General features: G+C 68.7%; 23 protein-coding genes. 12 read left to right on the top strand and 11 right to left on the bottom strand.

The window, feature by feature from the left end:
* Positions 1–4: 4 nt before the first annotated feature.
* Both V8J36_RS02055 and V8J36_RS02060 read right to left on the bottom strand, forming a co-directional pair.
* On the bottom strand, positions 5–382 hold the full coding sequence (locus V8J36_RS02055; RefSeq protein WP_336465585.1) for an HIT domain-containing protein: 378 nt from the start codon (positions 380–382) through the stop codon (positions 5–7).
* A 16-nt stretch (positions 383–398) separates the two neighbouring features.
* Positions 399–1,976, bottom strand: a complete 1,578-nt coding sequence (locus V8J36_RS02060) for a DUF5928 domain-containing protein (RefSeq protein WP_336465586.1) — start codon at positions 1,974–1,976, stop codon at positions 399–401.
* Between the two features lie 142 nt (positions 1,977–2,118).
* Between V8J36_RS02060 and V8J36_RS02065 the strand changes: the two genes are divergently transcribed.
* Positions 2,119–2,937, top strand: a complete 819-nt coding sequence (locus V8J36_RS02065; protein WP_336465587.1) for a sulfotransferase family protein — start codon at positions 2,119–2,121, stop codon at positions 2,935–2,937.
* A 19-nt stretch (positions 2,938–2,956) separates the two neighbouring features.
* The gene (locus V8J36_RS02070; protein WP_336465588.1) at positions 2,957–3,775 is read left to right on the top strand and encodes a phosphatase PAP2 family protein; all 819 of its coding nucleotides are present in this window, start codon (positions 2,957–2,959) and stop codon (positions 3,773–3,775) included.
* A 153-nt stretch (positions 3,776–3,928) separates the two neighbouring features.
* Here V8J36_RS02070 and V8J36_RS02075 read toward each other — a convergent pair whose 3' ends face one another.
* Both V8J36_RS02075 and nth read right to left on the bottom strand, forming a co-directional pair.
* Complete coding sequence (locus tag V8J36_RS02075; protein ID WP_336465589.1) at positions 3,929–4,915, bottom strand: adenosine kinase; 987 nt, start codon at positions 4,913–4,915, stop codon at positions 3,929–3,931.
* Entirely contained in the window at positions 4,912–5,556 is a 645-nt protein-coding gene (gene nth, locus V8J36_RS02080; protein ID WP_336465590.1) for an endonuclease III, read from the bottom strand. Before nth ends, V8J36_RS02075 begins: the two co-directional genes overlap by 4 nt.
* Before the next feature lie 112 nt (positions 5,557–5,668).
* Here nth and V8J36_RS02085 point away from each other — a divergent pair, with 112 nt between their 5' ends.
* The 3 genes from V8J36_RS02085 to V8J36_RS02095 all read left to right on the top strand — a co-directional run bounded on the left by V8J36_RS02085 (position 5,669) and on the right by V8J36_RS02095 (position 8,335).
* Complete coding sequence (locus V8J36_RS02085) at positions 5,669–6,520, top strand: methylated-DNA--[protein]-cysteine S-methyltransferase (protein WP_336465591.1); 852 nt, start codon at positions 5,669–5,671, stop codon at positions 6,518–6,520.
* A 275-nt stretch (positions 6,521–6,795) separates the two neighbouring features.
* Positions 6,796–7,458 (top strand): OmpA family protein, encoded by a 663-nt coding sequence (locus V8J36_RS02090; RefSeq protein WP_336465592.1) that lies wholly within the window; start codon positions 6,796–6,798, stop codon positions 7,456–7,458.
* Between the two features lie 109 nt (positions 7,459–7,567).
* Positions 7,568–8,335, top strand: a complete 768-nt coding sequence (locus tag V8J36_RS02095; protein WP_336465593.1) for a FadR/GntR family transcriptional regulator — start codon at positions 7,568–7,570, stop codon at positions 8,333–8,335.
* A 272-nt stretch (positions 8,336–8,607) separates the two neighbouring features.
* On the opposite strand, the gene V8J36_RS02100 is transcribed toward V8J36_RS02095, so the two are convergent.
* From V8J36_RS02100 to V8J36_RS02120, 5 genes are all read right to left on the bottom strand, one after another.
* Positions 8,608–9,162 carry a F0F1 ATP synthase subunit B gene (locus V8J36_RS02100; RefSeq protein ID WP_336465594.1) on the bottom strand — a complete coding sequence of 185 codons (555 nt, stop codon included), beginning with the start codon at positions 9,160–9,162 and terminating at the stop codon, positions 8,608–8,610.
* A gap of 3 nt (positions 9,163–9,165) precedes the next feature.
* Complete coding sequence (locus V8J36_RS02105) at positions 9,166–9,729, bottom strand: F0F1 ATP synthase subunit B' (protein WP_336465595.1); 564 nt, start codon at positions 9,727–9,729, stop codon at positions 9,166–9,168.
* Positions 9,730–9,821: 92 nt separating this feature from the next.
* The gene (locus V8J36_RS02110) at positions 9,822–10,055 is read right to left on the bottom strand and encodes a F0F1 ATP synthase subunit C (protein WP_066809443.1); all 234 of its coding nucleotides are present in this window, start codon (positions 10,053–10,055) and stop codon (positions 9,822–9,824) included.
* Between the two features lie 57 nt (positions 10,056–10,112).
* Positions 10,113–10,865, bottom strand: a complete 753-nt coding sequence (locus V8J36_RS02115) for a F0F1 ATP synthase subunit A (RefSeq protein ID WP_336465596.1) — start codon at positions 10,863–10,865, stop codon at positions 10,113–10,115.
* Positions 10,866–10,868: 3 nt separating this feature from the next.
* Positions 10,869–11,201 (bottom strand): AtpZ/AtpI family protein, encoded by a 333-nt coding sequence (locus tag V8J36_RS02120; RefSeq protein WP_336465597.1) that lies wholly within the window; start codon positions 11,199–11,201, stop codon positions 10,869–10,871.
* Between the two features lie 314 nt (positions 11,202–11,515).
* On the opposite strand from V8J36_RS02120, the gene V8J36_RS02125 reads away from it, so the two are divergent.
* Positions 11,516–11,854 carry an ArsR/SmtB family transcription factor gene (locus V8J36_RS02125; RefSeq protein ID WP_336466170.1) on the top strand — a complete coding sequence of 113 codons (339 nt, stop codon included), beginning with the start codon at positions 11,516–11,518 and terminating at the stop codon, positions 11,852–11,854.
* A gap of 11 nt (positions 11,855–11,865) precedes the next feature.
* Here the strand turns inward: V8J36_RS02125 and V8J36_RS02130 are convergent, their stop codons facing one another.
* A complete protein-coding gene (locus V8J36_RS02130; RefSeq protein ID WP_336465598.1) occupies positions 11,866–12,777 on the bottom strand; it encodes a LysR family transcriptional regulator in 912 nt (303 codons plus the stop codon).
* Between the two features lie 131 nt (positions 12,778–12,908).
* Here V8J36_RS02130 and V8J36_RS02135 point away from each other — a divergent pair, with 131 nt between their 5' ends.
* The 6 genes from V8J36_RS02135 (at position 12,909) to V8J36_RS02160 (ending at position 18,896) form a co-directional block, all read left to right on the top strand.
* Positions 12,909–13,484 (top strand): FMN-dependent NADH-azoreductase, encoded by a 576-nt coding sequence (locus V8J36_RS02135; RefSeq protein WP_336465599.1) that lies wholly within the window; start codon positions 12,909–12,911, stop codon positions 13,482–13,484.
* 305 nt (positions 13,485–13,789) lie between these two features.
* A complete protein-coding gene (locus tag V8J36_RS02140) occupies positions 13,790–14,443 on the top strand; it encodes a glutathione S-transferase family protein (RefSeq protein WP_336465600.1) in 654 nt (217 codons plus the stop codon).
* Between the two features lie 140 nt (positions 14,444–14,583).
* Positions 14,584–16,542, top strand: a complete 1,959-nt coding sequence (gene parE, locus V8J36_RS02145) for a DNA topoisomerase IV subunit B (protein ID WP_336465601.1) — start codon at positions 14,584–14,586, stop codon at positions 16,540–16,542.
* Between the two features lie 112 nt (positions 16,543–16,654).
* Entirely contained in the window at positions 16,655–17,515 is an 861-nt protein-coding gene (locus V8J36_RS02150) for an aldose 1-epimerase family protein (RefSeq protein WP_336465602.1), read from the top strand.
* Positions 17,512–18,072 carry a gamma-glutamylcyclotransferase family protein gene (locus V8J36_RS02155; protein WP_336465603.1) on the top strand — a complete coding sequence of 187 codons (561 nt, stop codon included), beginning with the start codon at positions 17,512–17,514 and terminating at the stop codon, positions 18,070–18,072. The genes V8J36_RS02150 and V8J36_RS02155 overlap by 4 nt, the downstream gene beginning before the upstream one ends.
* Positions 18,073–18,206: 134 nt before the next feature.
* Complete coding sequence (locus V8J36_RS02160) at positions 18,207–18,896, top strand: gamma-glutamylcyclotransferase (protein WP_336465604.1); 690 nt, start codon at positions 18,207–18,209, stop codon at positions 18,894–18,896.
* A 3-nt stretch (positions 18,897–18,899) separates the two neighbouring features.
* On the opposite strand, the gene V8J36_RS02165 is transcribed toward V8J36_RS02160, so the two are convergent.
* Positions 18,900–19,451, bottom strand: a complete 552-nt coding sequence (locus V8J36_RS02165) for an NADPH-dependent FMN reductase (protein WP_336465605.1) — start codon at positions 19,449–19,451, stop codon at positions 18,900–18,902.
* Between the last annotated feature and the right edge of the window lie 60 nt (positions 19,452–19,511).

Below are 19,511 nucleotides of genomic sequence, written 5' to 3' on the forward strand. Positions count from 1 at the left end.
TCCGTCAGGCCGGCTGAAGCATCCGGCCAAGGCCCCGCCCGCCAAGGATGTGGGTGTGGAAATGCGGCACTTCCTGCACCCCGGCCCCGCCCGAATTGGCGATGGCGCGGAAGCCCTCGCCCGCATCCAGCGCGACGCCGGTCATCCGGCAGACCTCGCCCACCGTGCGCACGAAATCGACGATCTCGGCCTCCGAGGCGTTGCGGGCGAAATCGTCGTAGCTGACGTATTTCCCCTTCGGGATCACCAGCACATGCACCGGCGCCTGCGGGCGGATGTCCTCGAAGGCGAGGCTGTGCGCGGTTTCCAGCACGGTCTTGTTGGGGATCTCGCCACGCAGGATGCGCGCGAAGATGTTCTGGTCGTCATAGGCATAGCCCATCGGGCACTCTCCGGGGTCAGTCGCTGAACAGGTGATCGGTCGAGGCGAGCGTAAGCGCCGCCGCGCCGGAAATCGACAGGAACGCGGCGAGAGCCTCGGCATTGGCCGCAGCCGGGTCGCGCTCGCGGATGCGGTAGGTGTCGGGGAAGCCGGCATCGCGGATCTGCTCGGCCTCGAAGCGCACGTCGTACTGGATCGTCGGCAGCAGCCGGTCGGCCACGTCCGCGGGCGTCGCCTCGCCCGCCAGCCCGATCCGCCGCGCATGGCCCAGCAGGTAGTCGTCGGTCAGCTCGCATTCCACATGCAGCAGCCGCGTCCGGCAGCGGTCGGCGTAGAAGTCGCGCATCAGCTCGATCGCCGCCGGGTCGAGGCAGACCACCATCCGGTCGGTGCCGTACCAGTCGTAGAGCATCCTCAGCAGTGCCCGCCGGTGCCGCGTGCGCTTGCCCAGCGTGGTCTGGATCCCGCCCAGATCGGGCAGCGGCGCGCTTTCCTCGTTGAAGACGTAATCCACCGCCGGCAGACCCGTCACCTGCCGCATCTGCTCGACCAGCCGCTTGGCCACGTGCCACTTCTTGCACACCACCAGCAAAAGTTCGCGCTCGCGCCCGAGGCTCGCCTCGGTCTCCCAGAACCGCGGCGCATAGCGCCGGCCCAGCCGCCCGCGCCCGGTCAGGAACTGAAAGAGGCTCCGCCCCTCGTTCGAGATCGAGAACCGCGCCCCGTCATCGGCCCAAAGCTCCCCCAGCCGCGCCTTCAGCGCCACCGCATCGACCGAGATCTTGCGGGCGAAGAGGTAGTCCTGGCTGACCAGCAACTCGTAATGGTCGTCGTAGAAGGTAACCGGCATCCCGTAGTCGGTGAACATCAGGAAGGTCAGCGTGCGGCTGTCGATCTCGGCATCGGGCACGAGATGGCGCACGAGGGTCTGGAAGAAGGTCTCGTCCGGGATCCAGGTGCTGCGGAAGAACCGCACCACGTCGCGCCGCTCGCGGCAGAACTCCAGCACCGCCTCGATCGTGCGCCGGCGCAGGCACCACCACTGGCTGCCGATCATCACCTGCAGATCCGCCGGCACCGCCCGCTTCAGCCCCAGCCAGCGCTGCGCCTCGAAGCTGGCGTTGAACAGCCGCTTCTGCGTGCGCTCGTTGAACCAGTGGCGATAGATCAGCCGCTCTTCCTTCATCCCGGTCTTGATCCAGTCAGAGGTCAGGAAATCGAAGCTTTCGATGTAGTCCTTCTCGGCCCGGTCGAGGAAGTCATGGGCGAAGCGCGCCGACTTGATCGACATGCAGTCGCCGGACAGCATGTAGAAATGCGTGGCCGCCGGAAAGGCCGCCACCGCGGCCTCGACGGCGGCCAGCGTCGCCTCGACCAGGCTCCACTCGCCCCATCCGCAGCGCACCCGCCGCGCCGCGAAGGTCACGGCCGGATTGCCCGCCAGCGCCGAGGTGATCCGCTCATAGGCCGCGCGCGGCGCCCGTGCATCGAAATGGATCGCGATGCAGTCACCGGCCGCCGTCAGGCGCTCGGCCTGGGCCACGATCCCCTCGGGATCCTTGTGACACAGCAGGATGAAGGCGATCCTTGCCATCTGGGGTGCTCTTCCGCCTCGCGTCCCTGCCCCGACAACGGTCGGTTTCCGGCGTTGTCTTGCCGCAGTTTCTTTGCTTTTTAATGCGCAATTGTTCCCCGGCCCGCAAGGCTTGCGGGCGAAGCGGAAATGGAATGTGCCGATGGGATTCCCCGGAACCTGGATGACCGAGAGCGAGAGCCTGCTCTATCGCGTGGTCCCGAAATGCGCCTGCTCGACCATCGGGCAGATCATGTACTACTCGGACAACGGCCGGTTCTTCGACGGCGACATCCATGACGCCACCGACGGAATGCACAAATGGTCCTTCGACGCCTCGCAGCCCGAGATCGAGCGCGTGGCCAAGGCCCGCGGCGCCTATGCCTTCACCTGCGTGCGCAACCCCTATGCCCGGATCCTGTCCTCGTTCTTCGACAAGATCTGCGGCATCCAGCGCAACGGCCGGCGCTATCGCGGCAATCTCGTGCCGCAGCTGATCCAGCGCTACGGGGTCGAGGTCGGCGGGCCCGACGGCAAGGACGAGTTCGACCAGATCGCCTCGTTCCGCCGCTTCCTGCTGTTCGCGCGCGACACCATCCGCTGGCGCCGGCCGATGGACCCGGACATCCACTGGTCGGCGATGTCGGGCCATATCTCGACCTTCATCGTCAACGGCGGGCGCTACGACAGCATCTTCTACACAGAGACCTTCAACGAGGGCATGCAGAAGGTGCTCGACGCGACCGAGACGCGGGTGAAGGTCGACCTGTCGGCGATCCCGCGCTTCAATGAAAGCGAAGGCCACGGGCCCAAGCGCGCGCATCCGGTGTCGCATTACTTCGACGACCTGTCGCGCCATCTGGTGTGGGAGATCTACAAGAAGGACTTCCAGCTCTTCCGCTACGATTTCGACGATCCGGACAACAAATTCCCGAAAGGCGAGATTGATCTCGACGAGGTTCACGCCAAGCTTGGGGACTGACCCCGCATCCGGAGCCGCGATGACAGAGACCCGATCCCCCGAGACCGAGCTGCAGGCCCAGCGGCGCGAGGCCGTGGCCGAGCGGCTGCGCAACCGCCCGCTCTGGCAGCGCCTGCATCACCACCTGCGCAACCAGCTGTCGCCGGCGGTCTTCGCCTTCGTGGCGCTGGTCTCGGGCGCGGTCTGGGTCTTCGTCGAGGTCGCCGAAGAGGTCGCCGCCGGCGAGACCCATGCTTTCGACGAGGCGGTGCTGCTGTGGATGCGCAACGCCACCGACCGCGCGCTGCCCGCGGGCCCCGCCTGGCTGGAAACGGTGATGCGCGACATCACCGCGCTCGGCGGCGTGACGGTGCTCGGCATGCTGGTGGCCTCGGTCGTGGGCATCCTGTGGTTCCAGTCGCGCCACCGCACGGCGATCTTCCTTCTGGTCGCGGTCGCCGGCGGCCAGCTTTTCTCGAACATCGCCAAGGCGATCTTCGACCGCCCGCGCCCCGATCTCGTGCCCCATGGCACGCTGGTGACCTCGGCAAGCTTCCCCTCGGGCCATTCGATGATGTCGGCGGTGATCTGGCTGACGCTCGCGGCGATGGTGGCCCGGACCGAGCCCAGCCGGCCGCTGCGCATCTACCTGATGTCGATGGCGATCCTCATCACCGTGCTGGTGGGCATCAGCCGGGTCTATCTCGGCGTGCACTGGCCCACCGACGTGATCGGCGGCTGGGCCGCGGGCCTCGCCTGGGCAATGGGCTGCACGGCGCTGGCCAAGATCATCGACCCGCTGCCCGAGCCCCCCGCGCCCGAGATGCGCTCGGCCGGCGAGCCCCCGCCCCGCGGCTGACCGCATCACCCCGGCGCCCCGCGGGGTGGAGATCTGCGCCTCCGGCGGGGATATTTGGACCAATGAGAAAGCGCATTCTCACGGCGCAAATATCCCGGGGGTGAACGGGCGCGCAAGCGCCCGAAGGGAGCAGCGCCCCCTCCCCCTCCGCTCTCAGATCAGACCCTCGGCCCGGAACAGCGCCTGCACGTCGCTCGTGGGTCGCGCCCCGAAATGGCCGATGACCTCCTCGGCCATCACGCAGCCCATGCGCCCAGCCGTCGCCAGGTCGCGGCCCGTCGCCAGCCCGAACAGGAAGCCCGCCGCGAACTGGTCGCCCGCCCCGGTCGCATCGACCGGCACGACCGTGTGCACCGGCACCTCGATCCGCGTCTCGCCCGACAGGATCACCACCGGCTCGCCCGAGCGGGTGCAGACGACCAGCGGGCAGTCGGCCCGCGCCTTCTCCAGCGCCGCCTCCAGATCCTCGGTCTCGTAGAGCGCGCACCATTCGTGGCGGTTGCCGATGACGTAATCCAGTTCCGACTGGATCAGACGCAGGAAATCGACGCGGTGGCGGTTCACGCAGAACGGGTCCGACAGCGCGATCCCGGCCTTGCCGCCGCCCGCCTTCGTCGCCCGCGCGGCCTTCAGGAAGGCCTCCTTGCCCTTGTCCTTGTCGAAGAGATAGCCCTCGAGGAACAGCACCTCGGCCGCCCCCGTCACCTCTTCGCTGACATCCTCGGGGCCAAGCTCGGCCGAGATGCCCAGATAGGTGTTCATCGACCGCTCGCCATCCGGCGTCACGAAGATCATCGAGCGCGAGGTGGGCAGCTCGCCCCCCTTCACCGGCGGGTTCGGGAAGCTGCCGCCCAGCCCCTCGGCATAGCTGCGCCCCAGCGCGTCGTCGCGGACGCGGCCGATGAAGGCCGTGCTCAGCCCCAGCGCCGCCGCGCCCGCGACGGTGTTGCCGACCGAGCCGCCCGGCGCCTCGACCCGCTCGCGCATCGCGGCATAGAGCAGCTCCGCCCGCTCGCGCTCGACCAGCTGCATGATCCCCTTCTCGATCCCCATCATGTCGAGGAAGTGGTCGTCGGAATGCGACAGCACGTCGACGATGGCATTGCCGATGCCGACGATCTGGTAGCGTTGGTCAGTCAAAAGCTCTTCTCCTCGTAGGGGCAGAGGGATTCGATGGGGCAGATCCCGCAGCGCGGCTTCCTGGCCTGGCAGATGTAGCGGCCATGCAGGATCAGCCAGTGATGGGCATGTTGCTGGAACTCGGCGGGGACATGGTCCTCGATCGCGCGTTCCACCTGGTCGACATCCTTGCCCGGCGCGATGCCGGTGCGGTTGCCGACGCGGAAGATATGGGTGTCGACCGCCTGCGCCGGATGCCTGAACCACATGTTCAGGACCACGTTCGCGGTCTTGCGGCCCACCCCCGGCAGCGACGTCAGCGCCGCCCGGGACGACGGCACCTCGCCGCCATACTGATCCACCAGGATCTGCGACAGGCGGATCACGTTCTTCGCCTTCTGGCGGAACAGGCCGATGGTCTTGATATGCTCGGTCACGCCCTCTTCGCCCAGCGCCAGCATCTTTTCGGGCGTGTCGGCGATCTCGAACAGCCTGCGGGTGGCCTTGTTCACCCCCGCATCCGTCGCCTGCGCCGACAGCGCCACCGCGACGACCAGCGTGAAGGCGTTCACATGCTCGAGCTCGCCCTTCGGCTCGGGCTCGACCTCGCGGAAGGTCGTGAAGATCCGTTGGATCGTGGAATAGTCGAGCTGTCGTGCCATCGGGCGCAAGCTATGCACCCCACCGCGGCGCGCGGCAAGCCCGCAAAGCCGCAGCTTCCGGGTCGCCCGCCGCCCGCGCCGGGCCTAGAGTGACAGGCGAAGGAGACAGCCGATGCCCGCGCTCACCAGCCCCATCCCAGAGGACAGCTACCACTACCGCGTCATCGCCCGCGCGCTGAAGCGGATGGAGGCGCCCGACGCCCCCGCCACGCTCGAGGCGCTGGCGGCAGAGATCGGCCTCAGCCCCGCGCATTTCCAGCGCACCTTCTCGGCCTGGGTCGGGGTCTCGCCGAAACGCTACCAGCAATACCTGCGCCTCGGCCTCGCGCGCGAGCTGCTGGCCGAACGCCGCACCCTGCTCGACACCGCCGCCGAGACCGGCCTCTCCGGCACCGGGCGGCTGCACGACCTCTTCCTGCGGTGGGAGGCGATGAGCCCGGGCGACTTCGCCAGGGGCGCCGAGGGCCTGACGATCCGCTGGGGCAATTTCGACACCCCCTTCGGCCCGGCGGTGGCGATGGGCACCGAACACGGGCTCTGCGGCCTCGGCTTCGCGGCCGAGATCGGCGCGGCCGAGGCCCATGACGACCTCGCCCGCCGCTGGCCGAAGGCGCGCTTCACCGAAGACCCCGCCGCCCTCGCCCCCTGGGTCGCCGCCGCCTTCGGCCACGCGGGCGAGCTGCGCCTGCAACTCGTCGGAACCCCCTTCCACATCAAGGTGTGGGAGGCGCTGCTGGCCGTCCCCTCGGGCCATGTCACGACCTATTCCGACATCGCCCGCGCCATCGGCCAGCCGCAGGCCAGCCGCGCGGTCGGCGCCGCGGTCGGGCGCAACCCGATCAGCTTCCTGATCCCCTGCCACCGCGCGCTTGCCGCCTCGGGCGCGCTCACCGGCTACCACTGGGGCCTGCCGCTGAAACGCGCCATGCTCGCTTGGGAGGCCGCCCGCGCCGACGCCGCCTGACCCTGCGTCTCGACTTTGCCGAAATATCCCGGGGGGCCTGGAACGGGCGGGGGCCGAGCCCCCCTTCCCGCTTTCGCACTGGCCCAAATATCCCGGAGGAGTCGCGGCACGCGACGGGGGCAGAGCCCCCTCTTCGCCCGCCCCCAACCACCCCTCGCCGCAAGGTGATGGGCGAAAACCCGCCTTCCGCCCCTGAAACGCTTTCCCGCCGCCGTTCCCGTGCTATCCCTGCACCGTCCTTTTTCACCGGACCACAGACAACGAGGCGGCAGAGCATGACCTTCCGATATTCGATCCTCCTGGCCCTGGCCGGCGCCACCGCGCTGACCGCCTGCCAGCAGGCGGCCCCCTTCGGCTATACCAACACCCAGCCCAACAACACCCGCAACGCCGCCATCGCCGGCGCCGTGCTGGGCGGCGCGCTCGGCGCGACCGCGGATGGCGACGAACGCCTGACCAAGGCCGCCGCCGGCGCCCTCGTCGGTGCGGGCATCGGCGCGGTGGCGGGCTCGTTCCTCGACCGCCAGGCGTCGGAGCTGCAGAACTCGATCGGCGGCAACGGCACCACCGTGGTCAACAACGGCTCGAACCTGATCGTGAACATGCCGCAGGACGTGCTGTTCTCGGTCGACAGCACCACCGTCTCGTCGGGCGCGACGCAAAGCCTCTACGAGCTCGGCGCCTCGCTGAACCGCTATCCGAACTCGACCGTGCAGATCATCGGCCACACCGACTCGACCGGGTCGGACGCCTACAACATGGACCTGTCGCAGCGCCGCGCCTCCTCGGTCGCCGCCATCCTCGTGCAGTCCGGCGTGTCGGCGGGCCGCGTGACCCCGATCGGCCGCGGCGAAAGCCAGCCGATCGCCTCCAACGAATCCGAGGCCGGCCGCGCCCAGAACCGCCGCGTGCAGATCGTCATCACGCCGACGCAGTAAGCGCGTCACGGCGACCAGACGACAGGCCGGGCGCCCCGCGCCCGGCCTTTTTCTTGCGCCGCGCCGCAGCCGGTAATAATACCGGACCAATCCATTGCCGGTCCGAACCATGCCCTTCCAGAAGGTCGATCCCGAGAAACTCGCCACCGCCGTGCAGCGCCAGATCGAGCGGCTGATCCTCGAGGGGATCCTGCGCCCGGGCGAGCGGCTGCCCCCGGAACGCGATCTGGCCGACCGTCTGGGCGTGTCGCGCCCCTCTCTGCGCGAGGCGCTCTCGGCGCTGCAGGAGGACGGGCTGGTCGAGACCCGCCCCGGGGCCGGCGCCTATGTGGCCGACGTGCTGGGCTCGGCCTTCTCGCCGGCGCTGGTGCGGCTGTTCGCGCGCCATGACGCGGCACTCTTCGACTATCTCGACTTCCGCCGCGACATGGAGGGGCTCGCCGCCGCCCGCGCGGCCGAGCATGGCTCGGACACCGACCTCAGCGTCATCGCCGCGATCTTCGCCCGGATGGAGGCCCCCGGCCGCCGCCCCGCCGAGGACGAGGCGCGCATCGACGCGGAATTCCACATGGCGATCATCGAGGCCGGCCATAACGTGGTCATGCTGCACATGATGCGCTCGATGTATGACCTGCTGACCACAGGCGTCTTCTACAACCGCCAGATCATCTTCCGCCAGAAACAGGCGCGCTCGGCGCTGCTGGACCAGCACCGCGCGATCAACGCGGGCGTGCAGGCGCGCGATCCGGCCCGCGCCCGGGCGGCGGTCGAGGCGCATCTCGACTACGTCCGCGCCGCGCTCGAGGCGCACAGGCGCGCCGAGGCGCATGAGGAAGTGGCCCGGCTGCGGCTTGCCCACGAGGCCGAGCGGGACTGAGGCGGCGCGGGACTGAGGCGGGGAGACTTCAACCCAAGGGGTCGGAGGGGGCGCTGCCCCCGCTGCGCTGCGCGCAGCCCCCCCGGGATATTTGGGCCAATGCGAAAACGCTAGACAGGGGGCTCCGCCCCCGCCCGTTCCGGGCTCCCCCGGAAGTATTTTTGCCAAGCCGAAGCCCAAACGGGAAAGAGGCCCCGCGATGCGGAGCCTCTCGTCACTGTCCCAATCCTGTCGCCGGGCGCCACCTCTTTGAGCGGGCGGCGCTGCCGGTGTCAGTGCAGCTTGACCTCGACCTCGCCGATCGAGCGGTCGATCAGCGCGGCCTTGTCGGCCCCGCCGAGTTTCGCCGCGATCACTTCCGAGGCGGCGGCGACAGCCACCGCGACGGCGCGGTTCTTGACTTCGGCCACGGCGGCCTTCTCGGCCGAGGCGATCTGGCCTTCGGCGGCGGCGAGACGGCGCTCGATCGACTGCCGGAGGTCTTCCTTCGCCTTCTCGGCGGCCGCCTGGGCTTCCTTCTTTGCGCTCGCGACGATCAGCTCGGACTGGGCGAGCATCTCTTTCTGCTTGCGCTCGTAGGAGGCCAGCACCGTCTGGGCTTCCTCGCGAAGCGCGCGCGCCTCGTCGAGTTCGGCCTTGATCGTCTCTGCCCGCTTGTCGAGCAGCTTGCCGATCATCGAAGGCACCTTGAAGTACAGCAGGATGCCCACGAAGACCAGGAAGGCGATCGTGACGATGAAGTCGGTGTTGTGCAGCGAGAAGAACGGGCCCGAGGCCGCCATCGCCGGGCTCGCGGTCAGGGCGAGCAGGAGTGCAAGTTTGCGCATCGCTTACCCCTTCACGCGGGCGGCAACCGCCGCATCCACCGCCGCCGCGTCCGCACCGGCGCCGAAGGCCGCCACGATCTCGGCCGCGACATCGCGGGCCACCTCGTTCACCGCGGCCTCGGCCCCGGCCTTGATCTCGCCGATGCGCGCTTCGGACGAAGCGGTCTTCGCGGCGATCTCGGCATCGGCCTTGGCCAGCGCCTTGTCGAGATCCGCCTGGATCTCGGCCTTGGTGGCGGCGATGATCTTCGCCGCTTCGGCCTTCGCATCCGCGAGCGCCTTGGTATAGGCGGCCTCGGCCGCGCGGGCCTTCAGCTTCAGTTCTTCCGCGGTGGCGAGATCGTTGGTGATCACGCCCGCACGCTCGGCCAGAACGCTGCCGATCCGCGGGATCGCCACGCGCGACAGCACGAGGTAGATCACGACCAGCGTGACCAGAAGCCAGAAGATCTGGTTCGGGAAGGTCTCGAACACCAGCTGCGGCATGCCCACGGCAGAGCCGTGCTCATTGGTGCCGGGCAGCAGGGCGATCGCGTGACCCGCAGCTCCCTCTGTCGTCGTTGCCATCTCGTTTCCCCCGGCCCGGCGTAACGCGGGGCCATCAAACCGTCGGGCAGGCGCCGCAAGGACACCCGCCCGGCCATCCGTTCAGGAAGCGATCAGACTGCGAACAGCAGCAGCAGCGCGACGAGGAACGAGAAGATCCCCAGCGCTTCGGCGAAGGCCATGCCGATGAACAGCGTGGCGGTCTGCGAGGCGGCCGCCGAGGGGTTGCGCAGCGCGCCGGCAAGGTAGTTGCCCGCGACGTTGCCCACGCCCATTGCAGCGCCGGCCATGCCGATGCAGGCGAGGCCCGCGCCGAGGTACTGACCGAGTTGAGCGATGCCTTCCATGGGTATTCTCCTGGATTGAAAGGTTTGAATGGGTTGTCTCTGGCTGCGGTCCGGGCCTCAGTGGCCCGGGTGCAGTGCGTCCTTGAGGTAGACGCAGGTGAGGATGGTGAAGACGTAGGCCTGGATCAGCGCGACCAGCACCTCGAGCCCGTACATCGCGGTGATCGCGAGGACCGAAACCGGCATGATCGCGGCGACCGCGGCGAAGCCCGCGAAGACCTTGATGACCGCGTGGCCCGCCATGACGTTGCCGGCAAGACGGATCGAGTGGCTGACGGGGCGCACGAAGTACGAGATGATCTCGATCACCGCCAGCACCGGGCGCAGCGCGAGCGGCGCCGAGCTGACCCAGAACAGGCCGAGGAAATGCGCGCCGTTCTTCACGAAGCCGAGGATCGTCACGCCGAGGAAGACCAGAACCGCCAGCACCGCGGTGACCGCGATATGCGAGGTGGTCGAGAAGCTCTTCGGCAGAAGGCCCAGGAAGTTCGCGAAGACGATGAAGCAGAACAGGGTCAGGATATAGGGGAAGTACTTCAGCCCGTCCTTGCCGCAGATGTCTTCCAGCATCTTGTGGACCATGCCGAAGGTCAGCTCGGCCACCGACTGGCCGCGCGACGGCACGATCGCCCGGCCGCGCGAGCCCACCACCAGAACCAGCACGATCGCGAGGACCGTCAGGCCCATCCACAGCGTCACGTTGGTCGGCGTATACCAGTGGATCTCGGTCCCGCCGAACAGCGGCTTGACCAGGAACTGGTCCATCGGGTGGAAGGCAAGGCCGGTGCCGGCTTCTGCTTCGTGCTCCACGTCCTACATCCCCTCATCGCGGGCAGCATCCTGCTCCGCCTGACGTTTGTCCTGCATCTCGGCGGCGGTGCGAAGCATGGTCTTCACGCCGGCCGCGAGGCCCAGGAATACGAACAGCACCAGAAGGAACGGCATGGTCCCGAAGACCGTGTCCAGCCCGTATCCGATGCCGAAGCCGATCCCCAATCCGGACACCAGCTCGATCACCATCCGCCAGGCCATGTTCGCCTGGCTGAAATGCTCTTCGGTGCGCGAGGTCTTCTCGCGTCCGAGTTTCGTCTCGCGGAGCCTGTCCTCCAGTCTCCTGAGCCGCTCGTGATCAGGATCTTCGGCCAATTTTCGCCCCGTTTGACGGTCCGGGACTTCCTAGGGTTCACCGGCCAGTGAGTCAAGCAGGTTAGCGCAACCTTAAACTCTCCGTAACGCGCTGAAAGTAAATGTATTTACCGTGGTTGCAGGAGTCACGCAGCCCGTGAACACCGCGCCCGGGGCCGCAATGCGGCGAAAACCCATATTCAACCGTGCGGTTGATTGTTTTCGCGGCTCCGCCCTAGATGGCGGCCATGGACAGCGCCCCCGAACCCGAAGACGACGCCCAGATCCCGCCGCCGCCCGGTCCCAGTCCCGGTCCGGGGCCGGTGCGGCTCGACATGGTCTTCGCGGCGCTGGCCGATCCCACGCGGCGCGCGATCCTGTCGATGCTCCTGGAAGACGACATGGCGGTGACCGACGTGGCCGAGCCCTTCGCGATGTCGCTCGCCGGGATCTCGAAACATCTCGCGATCCTCGCCGAGGCCGGGCTGATCAGCCAGGAAAAGCGCGGCCGGGTCAAATGGTGCAAGCTCGAACCCGAGTCCCTGCGCGACGCCTCGGTCTGGATGCAGGGCTTCGGCCAGTTCGACCGGCTCGACTTCGACGCCTTCGAGCGTTTCCTCGAAACCGAGCTTTCCGAAGCCCTGTCGGACGACGCCAGCCCCGCCGGGGACTGACGCGCCCGCCCTCAGTGGGCGTGTTCGGGGGCCGAGCAGATCGCGGGCCAGCCCTTCGCCGCGGCCTTGATCGCGGTCAGGAAGGCCTGGACCTTGGTGGTGCGGTGCAGGTCGACATGGGTGACCAGCCACAGCGGCGAGACCCAGTCCTCGCGCGGGGGCATCACCTCGACGAAGCCGCGGTGCGCGCGGCCCGTGGCGACCGGCAGGAAGCCAAGGCCCAGCCCCGCCTGCACCGCATCCTCGACCGCCTCGCTGTCGTTGCAGCGGTAGATCACCTGGTTGCGGGCGACCACGCCCGACAGCCAGCGGTAGAAGGGCGCGCGCGAGGTCGGGTTCTCGTGGCCGACGAAGAAATGGTTGGCCAGATCGGCATCGGCCTTCGGCGTGCCCATCCGCGCCAGATACTCGGGCGTGGCATAGAGCGCGACCTGATGCTCATGCAGACGCTGCACGACGTTGTCGGGCTCGGTCGGGGCAGAGCCCGCGCGGATCGCCACATGCGCCTCGCCGTATTCCAGCCGGAACACGCGCAGGTCGGTGACATAGCGCACGATCAGTTCGGGATGCTCGGCCATCAGGCCGGCGATCACCGGGGTGATCACCTTCGACAGGCCGGGGATCGAGGTGATGACCAGCTCGCCCGCCATCTCGGACCCGGCGCCGTTGATCCGCGCCGCCAGCTGGCCGAACTGGTCCTCGGTCGCCTGCGCCACCTTCAGCAATTCCTGCCCGGCCTCGGTCGCGGTGTAGCCGCGGGCATGGCGCTGGAACAGCTTCGCCCCCAGCCGCGCCTCGAGCGCGTCGATATGCCGGATCACCGTCGCATGGTGCACGCCCAGCACCTCGGCCGCGCCGCTGACGGTTCCGATGCGGGCCACCTGATAGGCGGTCCGGATCTCATCCCAGTTCTGGAAGGACATTGTCTGTGCGCCTCTCAACATAGACGGTGCGAGTATCGAGCTTGTGTGACGGAATGCAACGGCGATCTTGGTGGGGTGATTTGCCGCGGCGCAGCGCCGCGCCCGACCTCCTCCGAAAGGGACCCAAGAAAATGATCAAAGTTCTCCGCATCGACAGCTCGATCAAGGGCCCGGCCTCGGTCACCCGCAAGCTGACCGACCTGCTCGTCGCCCGCATCGACGACGCCGAAGTGACCGCGCGTGACACCGTCGGCCTGCCCCTGATCGACGGCGCCTGGATCGGCGCGGCCTACACGCCCGCCGACAGCCGCTCGGCCGAGCAGAAGGACCTGCTCGCGCTGTCCGAGACGCTGATCGCCGAACTGCGCGCCGCCGAGGTCATCGTCATCGGCATGCCGCTCTACAACTTCGGCATCACCGGCCCGCTGAAGGCCTGGATCGACATGATCTGCCGCGTCGGCGAGACCTTCAAATACACCGAGGCCGGCCCGCAGGGCCTGCTGCAGGGCAAGAAGGTCTATGTGGCCTATGCCTCGGGCGGCGTGCCGCACAAGTCGGGCTATGACCTCGCCTCCAGCTACCTGACCCAGGTACTGGGCTTCATCGGCATCACCGACGTGACCTTCGTCGCCGCCGAGGGCGTCGCGATGGGCGAGGAAGCCGCGATCGAGAAGGCCAAGGCCCAGATCGCCGCGCTGGCCGCCTGATCCACCTGCACCGCACCAACCCGAAAGGCCGGTCCCAGCGACCGGCCTTTTGCTTTTCCCGCACGGCTTTCGCATTGGCTCAAATATCCCGGGGGGCGGCCCTCAGGGCCGCGGGGGCAGCGCCCCCTCCCCGCCTGCCAGAGTGAACACCCCGTTCCCCCACCGCGCGAAAACGGTGGACCGGGGGGGATGTACAGGGGGTGTACGCCCGGTGCACGCGGATCACCCCCCATTCCCAGCCCGCGGACCGAATGCTAGCACTGCACCATTCACGGCACGAGATTCACGGCACGAGGAGCCCCCCGATGACCCGCCTCTACGGCATCTACAACTCGCGCGCGGCGCGCACCTACTGGCTTGCGGAAGAACTCGGGATCGCGCTCGAGGTGATTCCGGTGATCCAGAAGAACAAGCTCGCCGACCCGCTGGCTGCCGATGCGCCGCTGAACACCGGCACGCCCGACTTCCTCAGGACCGCCCCCGCCGGCTTCATCCCGACGCTCGAGGATGACGGGCTGGTGCTGCACGAATCCGGCGCGATCAACCTCTACCTCGCCAAGAAGCACGGCGGTCCGCTGGCGCCCGCCACGCTGGCCGAGGATGCCGAGATGACGATGTGGACGCTCTACGCGATGACCTCGGTCGAGCCGCCGGCGCTGGAGATCACCTTCACCTACCGCGGCGGCGACCAGGACGGCCCGGTGGGCAAGGCGGTGATCGCCGGCGCCTGCGAAAAGCTGCGCCGCCCGCTCAAGGTGCTCGACGCCCATCTCGCCGCTCATGGCCATCTCGTCGGCGACCGCTTCACCGTGGCCGACGTGACGATGGCGGAATGCCTGCGCTACGCCGAGTTCCACCGCGCGATCATCGACGAATTCCCCGCCCTCGCCGCCTGGTACGACCGCTGCCACGCCCGCCCGGCCTTCGCGGCGATGATGGCGAAGCGCGCGGCGGAATAAGCCGGCCCCGGCGCCGCATTTCCCGGCAGATCCGGCCCACCCCTCGCGGTTTCGCGAGGGGCACCCACGAAACGTTGCGATTCTCCGGTCGCTGTGGTGTAAGACTGGCCCCGAGATTCCCCAGCCACGAGGCCCGACCGATGCCCGAAGACCTGCTCAGCGGCCAGCCGGAGACCACCTATGACGCCTCCTCGATCGAGGTGCTCGAAGGGCTGGAGCCGGTCCGCAAGCGTCCGGGCATGTATATCGGCGGCACCGACGAACGAGCGCTCCACCACATGGTGGCAGAGATCCTCGACAACGCGATGGACGAGGCCGTCGCCGGCCACGCCACCCGCATCGAGGTCGAGCTGCACGCCGATTACGGCATCACCGTCAAGGACAACGGCCGCGGCATCCCGGTCGATCCGCATCCGAAATTCCCCGGCAAATCCGCGCTCGAGGTGATCCTCTGCACCCTGCACGCGGGCGGCAAGTTCTCGAACAAGGCCTATTCGACCTCGGGCGGCCTGAACGGCGTCGGCTCGTCGGTGGTGAACGCGCTCTCGGACATCATGCGGGTCGAGGTCGCGCGCAACCGCGAGCTTTTCGTCCAAAGCTTCTCGCGCGGCGTGCCGCAGGGCCCGGTGGAAAAGATCGGCCCCGCCCCGAACCGCCGCGGTACCTCGGTCTATTTCCATCCCGACGCGCAGATCTTCGGCGAGCTGAAGTTCAAGCCCGCGCGGCTGTTCAAGATGGTGCGGTCCAAGGGCTACCTGTTCTCGGGCGTAGAGATCCGCTGGAAATCCGCCGTCGATGACGGCGAGACCCCGACCGAAGCCACCTTCCACTTCCCGAACGGCCTCGCCGACTTCCTGAACGAGACGATGGCCGGCACCTCGACCTATGCCGACAAGCCCTTCGCCGGGAAGGTCAGCTTCGAAGAGAAGTTCGGCGTGCCGGGCCGGATCGAATGGGCGATCAACTGGTCGGCGATGCGCGACGGCTTCATCCATTCCTACTGCAACACCGTGCCCACGCCCGAAGGCGGCACGCACGAGGCCGGCTTCTGGGGCGCGATGCTGAAGGGCATCAAGGCCTATGGCGAGCTTGCGGGCAACCGCAAGGCCAAGGACATCGCCCGCGAGGACATGCTGACGGGCGGCTGCGCGCTGATCTCGATCTTCATCCGCGAGCCCAGCTTCGTCGGCCAGACCAAGGACCGCCTCTCGACCGAGGAAGCCACCCGCTGGACCGAAAGCGCGGTGCGCGACCACTTCGACAACTGGCTGGCCGCCGACACCAAGACCGCCGGCGCGATCCTCGACTTCCTCGTGCTGCGCGCCGAGGAACGGATGCGCCGCCGGCAGGAGAAGGAAACCGCGCGGAAATCCGCGACCAAGAAGCTGCGCCTGCCCGGCAAGCTGACCGACTGCACCGCGAAGAACCGCGAGGGCACGGAACTGTTCATCGTCGAGGGCGACTCGGCGGGCGGTTCGGCCAAGGGCGCCCGCTCGCGCGAGACGCAGGCGCTTCTGCCGCTGAAGGGCAAGATCCTGAACGTGCTCGGCGCGGCCTCGTCGAAGCTGAACGACAACACCGAGATCCGCGACATCTGCGAGGCGCTCGGCGTCGGCATGGGCACCAAGTTCAAGGTCGACGACCTGCGCTATGACAAGATCATCATCATGACCGATGCGGATGTCGACGGCGCCCACATCGCCTCGCTCCTGATGACCTTCTTCTACACCCAGATGCGGCCCCTGATCGACAAGGGCCACCTCTACCTCGCCTGCCCGCCGCTCTACCGGCTGACGCAGGGCGCGCGCCGGGTCTATGTCGCGGACGATGCCGAAAAGGACCGGCTGCTGGCCAAGGGCCTTGGCGGCAAGGGCAAGATCGACGTGCAGCGCTTCAAGGGTCTGGGCGAAATGGACGCCAAGGACCTGAAGGAAACCACGATGGACCCGAAAAGCCGCAAGCTGATCCGGGTCTCGATCGACGAGGATGCGCCGGGCGAGACCTCGGATCTGGTCGAGCGGCTGATGGGCAAGAAGCCCGAGCTGCGCTTCCAGTACATCCAGCAGAACGCCCGCTTCGTGGAAGAGCTGGACGTCTGACCCCGGGCCCGCAGGCTCGCCCAGCCCAGCCCAGCCCTGCCCAGCCCAGCCCAGCCTTGCCATTCCCGCCCCGCGCGGGAATGCTGCACGCGCAGCAAGGCAAGGCAGGCAGATGACGCGCACCCCCCTGAAAACCGATACGCTCACCGCCACCGTCGCCGACCACGGGGCCGAGCTTCAGTCGCTGCGCTTCCGCGGGCAGGATCTGCTGTGGAACGGCGACGCGGCATGGTGGGCGGGCCGTTCACCGATCCTGTTCCCGATCGTCGGTCGCGCGCCGGACGACCGCGTCGAGGCCGGCGGTGTCACTGCCGAGATGAGGCAGCACGGCTTCGCCCGCCGCATGGACTGGGCGCCGCTCACCGTCGGCGCCACCGCCATCACCCACCGCTTGACGTCGACCGAGGCGACCCGCGCGGCCTATCCCTTCGACTTCCGGCTCGACCTCACCCATGCGCTGGCGGGCGCGACCCTGACCGTCACCGCCGAGGTCGCCAACGCGGGCAGCGCGCCGATGCCCTTCGGCATAGGCTTCCACCCCGCCTTCCTCTGGCCGCTGCCCGGCGCCACCGGCCCGCACGAGGTCCGGCTGGCGAATGGCGCCGAACCGCCGCTGCACCGACTGCAGGACGGGCTCTTCGATCCCGCCCCCCTGCCCTCGCCCTTCCGCGCCGGCCTCTACCGCCCCGAGGCCGCGGATTTCGCGGCCGACGCGATGCTCTTCGCCAGCGGCGCGGGCGAGGCGCTCAGCTTCGCCGCCCCCGGCGCCCCGCGCCTCTCGTTCCGGTTCGAGAACCTGCCGAACCTCGCGCTCTGGCAGAAACCGGGCGCGCCCTTCCTCTGCATCGAGCCCTGGCACGGCCATGCCGCCCCCGTGGGCGCCGGGCCCGCCATCGCCGATCGGCCCTTCACCACCACCCTCGCCCCCGGCGCCACCGCCCGTTTCGGCTGGTCGCTGACCGTCACGGAATGACGCTCTACTTTGCCTATGGCTCGAATCTGCTGCCCGCGCGGCTGACCGCGCGCTGCCCCGGCGCGCGGGCGCTCGGGCCCGCCTGGCTGGCCGATCACCGGCTCGACCTGTCGAAACCCGGCGCCGACGGTTCCGGCAAGGCCACGATCCGCCCCGCGCCCGGATCCGTGACGCCCGGCGCCCTCTACCATTTGCCGGACGAGGAGCTGCCGCTGCTCGACGCCTTCGAAGGGCTGGGCCACGGCTATGGCCGCGCCCGCGTGACGCTGGACACGATCGATGGCCCGACCGAGGCCTGGACCTATCAGGCGCTGCTGAGCGCCGATCTGCCCGCCTATGACTGGTATCTGGGCCTCTGCCTTGCCGGGCGGGCGGCGCATGGCCTGCCGCTGGACGATCTCATGGCCCTGCCCTGGATGCCAGACCCCGAGCCCGCGCGCGAAACGGGGCGCCACGCCCGCACCCTGCTCGCCGCGGCCGGCTTCGCCCTGTCCGGGCTTCCCGACGCGCGGCGGGTTGTGCGGTCATGCACCGATCCCGGCCTCGGCGCCGGTTGATTCCCGGCAGATCGCGCGTACCTTCGGCAGGTCCTCCCGAAAGCTGCCCGCCAAATCGCCCGATGCCCGACTGCCTGTCGCCCTCTCGCCTCCCCCGTCCCTTCCCGCGCAGCGCCGCCCCCCGGCGCGCGCCGATGGCGCTGACCGCGGACCATGTCGCGCTGACCCTGCGCGAGGTCGCCGATCCCGGCCTGCCCACCCATTGGCAACCGCTGACCGACGCGGATTACGCGGTGATGATCGAAGCCCTGCTGCCGCAGGACGGCGGCCCGCTGCGCATCTTCGCCTATGGCTCGCTGATCTGGAAACCGGGCTTCGAAACCGGCGCCCAGACCCGTGGCACCGCCCACGGCTGGCACCGCAGCTTCTGCCTGCATCTGGAACAATGGCGCGGCTCGGCCGAGATCCCGGGCCTGATGCTGGCGCTGCAACCGGGCGGCTCGACCACCGGCGTGGTGATCGAGGCGGCCGGCTGCCCGCGCGTGGCGCTCGACCTGCTCTTGCGGCGCGAGCTGATCGCGCAGGAGCATCGCGACATGGCCCGCATCGTGCAGGTCCGGCTCGAGGACGGCCGCCGGGTCGAGGCGCTGACCTTCTGGGCCGGTCCCGGCGGCGACATCGTGGTCGACCTGCCGGCCGAGGAACAGGCTTGGCGGCTTGCGCATGCCTGCGGCCACGGCGGTTCGGGCGCGGAATACCTGCACCAGACGGTGCAGGCGCTCGATGCCCACGGCATCCGCGACCGCGGGCTGTGGCACCTGCAGGCCCTTGTGGCAGAAGAGATCGCCGCCTGGGGCGGCGCGCCCCCCTGCTTTCCGGGCTGAGCCCTAGTTCACCTTGGCGATCCAGCCGGCGAAGGCATCGACCCAGCCGGACAGGAACTTGACCGTGCCCTCCTCGATCAGCCAGCCGGCCTCGTCATGGTGTTCGGGCTTGTGCACGAAGTAGACCGCGGGCTGGCTCATCACCGCGCAGCCGACGACGCCCAGCAGGCTGTCGAGCGCCAGCACCCCGGCCAGCGCCCCCAGCGCGCCGGGGGTCGCGCCCATCGCCGCGGCAGGCTTGCCGGTGAAGACGTTTTTCCCCATCGGCTTCGAGCCCCAGTCGATCGCGTTCTTGATCGGTGCGCTGAACGAACGGTTGTATTCCGGCGTCACCGCCAGCACCGCGTCGGCCTTGGCGATCTCGTCCTTGAAGCGCAGCACCGCGGCCGGCGGATCGGCCCAGAGCTCGTCGTTGTACAGCGGCAGGTCGCCGATCTCGACGAAGCGGAAGGTCAGGCGGTCCCCGGCGATGCGGGCGAGATTCTCGGCCAGCCGGCGGTTGACCGAGGCCTTGCGCAGCGAGCCGACAAGGACGGCGACGGTTGGGGTGGACATGAGCTTTCTCCGGAACATTTCGGTTGCCCAGAGACTTGGCCCCCCACCGCGCCGGGGCAA

The sequence above is a fragment of the Frigidibacter sp. MR17.14 genome (assembly GCF_037095735.1).
Classification (GTDB): domain Bacteria; phylum Pseudomonadota; class Alphaproteobacteria; order Rhodobacterales; family Rhodobacteraceae; genus Frigidibacter.

Bases quoted from the DNA above. Each gene is read 5' to 3' on its own strand.
- V8J36_RS02055 (WP_336465585.1), bottom strand. From the start codon at position 382: ATGGGCTATGCCTATGACGACCAGAACATCTTCGCGCGCATCCTGCGT.
- V8J36_RS02060 (WP_336465586.1), bottom strand. From the start codon at position 1,976: ATGGCAAGGATCGCCTTCATCCTGCTGTGTCACAAGGATCCCGAGGGG.
- V8J36_RS02065 (WP_336465587.1), top strand. From the start codon at position 2,119: ATGGGATTCCCCGGAACCTGGATGACCGAGAGCGAGAGCCTGCTCTAT.
- V8J36_RS02070 (WP_336465588.1), top strand. From the start codon at position 2,957: ATGACAGAGACCCGATCCCCCGAGACCGAGCTGCAGGCCCAGCGGCGC.
- nth (WP_336465590.1), bottom strand. From the start codon at position 5,556: ATGGCACGACAGCTCGACTATTCCACGATCCAACGGATCTTCACGACC.
- V8J36_RS02085 (WP_336465591.1), top strand. From the start codon at position 5,669: ATGCCCGCGCTCACCAGCCCCATCCCAGAGGACAGCTACCACTACCGC.
- V8J36_RS02090 (WP_336465592.1), top strand. From the start codon at position 6,796: ATGACCTTCCGATATTCGATCCTCCTGGCCCTGGCCGGCGCCACCGCG.
- V8J36_RS02095 (WP_336465593.1), top strand. From the start codon at position 7,568: ATGCCCTTCCAGAAGGTCGATCCCGAGAAACTCGCCACCGCCGTGCAG.
- V8J36_RS02100 (WP_336465594.1), bottom strand. From the start codon at position 9,162: ATGCGCAAACTTGCACTCCTGCTCGCCCTGACCGCGAGCCCGGCGATG.
- V8J36_RS02105 (WP_336465595.1), bottom strand. From the start codon at position 9,729: ATGGCAACGACGACAGAGGGAGCTGCGGGTCACGCGATCGCCCTGCTG.
- V8J36_RS02110 (WP_066809443.1), bottom strand. From the start codon at position 10,055: ATGGAAGGCATCGCTCAACTCGGTCAGTACCTCGGCGCGGGCCTCGCC.
- V8J36_RS02125 (WP_336466170.1), top strand. From the start codon at position 11,516: ATGGTCTTCGCGGCGCTGGCCGATCCCACGCGGCGCGCGATCCTGTCG.
- V8J36_RS02130 (WP_336465598.1), bottom strand. From the start codon at position 12,777: ATGTCCTTCCAGAACTGGGATGAGATCCGGACCGCCTATCAGGTGGCC.
- V8J36_RS02135 (WP_336465599.1), top strand. From the start codon at position 12,909: ATGATCAAAGTTCTCCGCATCGACAGCTCGATCAAGGGCCCGGCCTCG.
- V8J36_RS02140 (WP_336465600.1), top strand. From the start codon at position 13,790: ATGACCCGCCTCTACGGCATCTACAACTCGCGCGCGGCGCGCACCTAC.
- parE (WP_336465601.1), top strand. From the start codon at position 14,584: ATGCCCGAAGACCTGCTCAGCGGCCAGCCGGAGACCACCTATGACGCC.
- V8J36_RS02150 (WP_336465602.1), top strand. From the start codon at position 16,655: ATGACGCGCACCCCCCTGAAAACCGATACGCTCACCGCCACCGTCGCC.
- V8J36_RS02155 (WP_336465603.1), top strand. From the start codon at position 17,512: ATGACGCTCTACTTTGCCTATGGCTCGAATCTGCTGCCCGCGCGGCTG.
- V8J36_RS02160 (WP_336465604.1), top strand. From the start codon at position 18,207: ATGGCGCTGACCGCGGACCATGTCGCGCTGACCCTGCGCGAGGTCGCC.
- V8J36_RS02165 (WP_336465605.1), bottom strand. From the start codon at position 19,451: ATGTCCACCCCAACCGTCGCCGTCCTTGTCGGCTCGCTGCGCAAGGCC.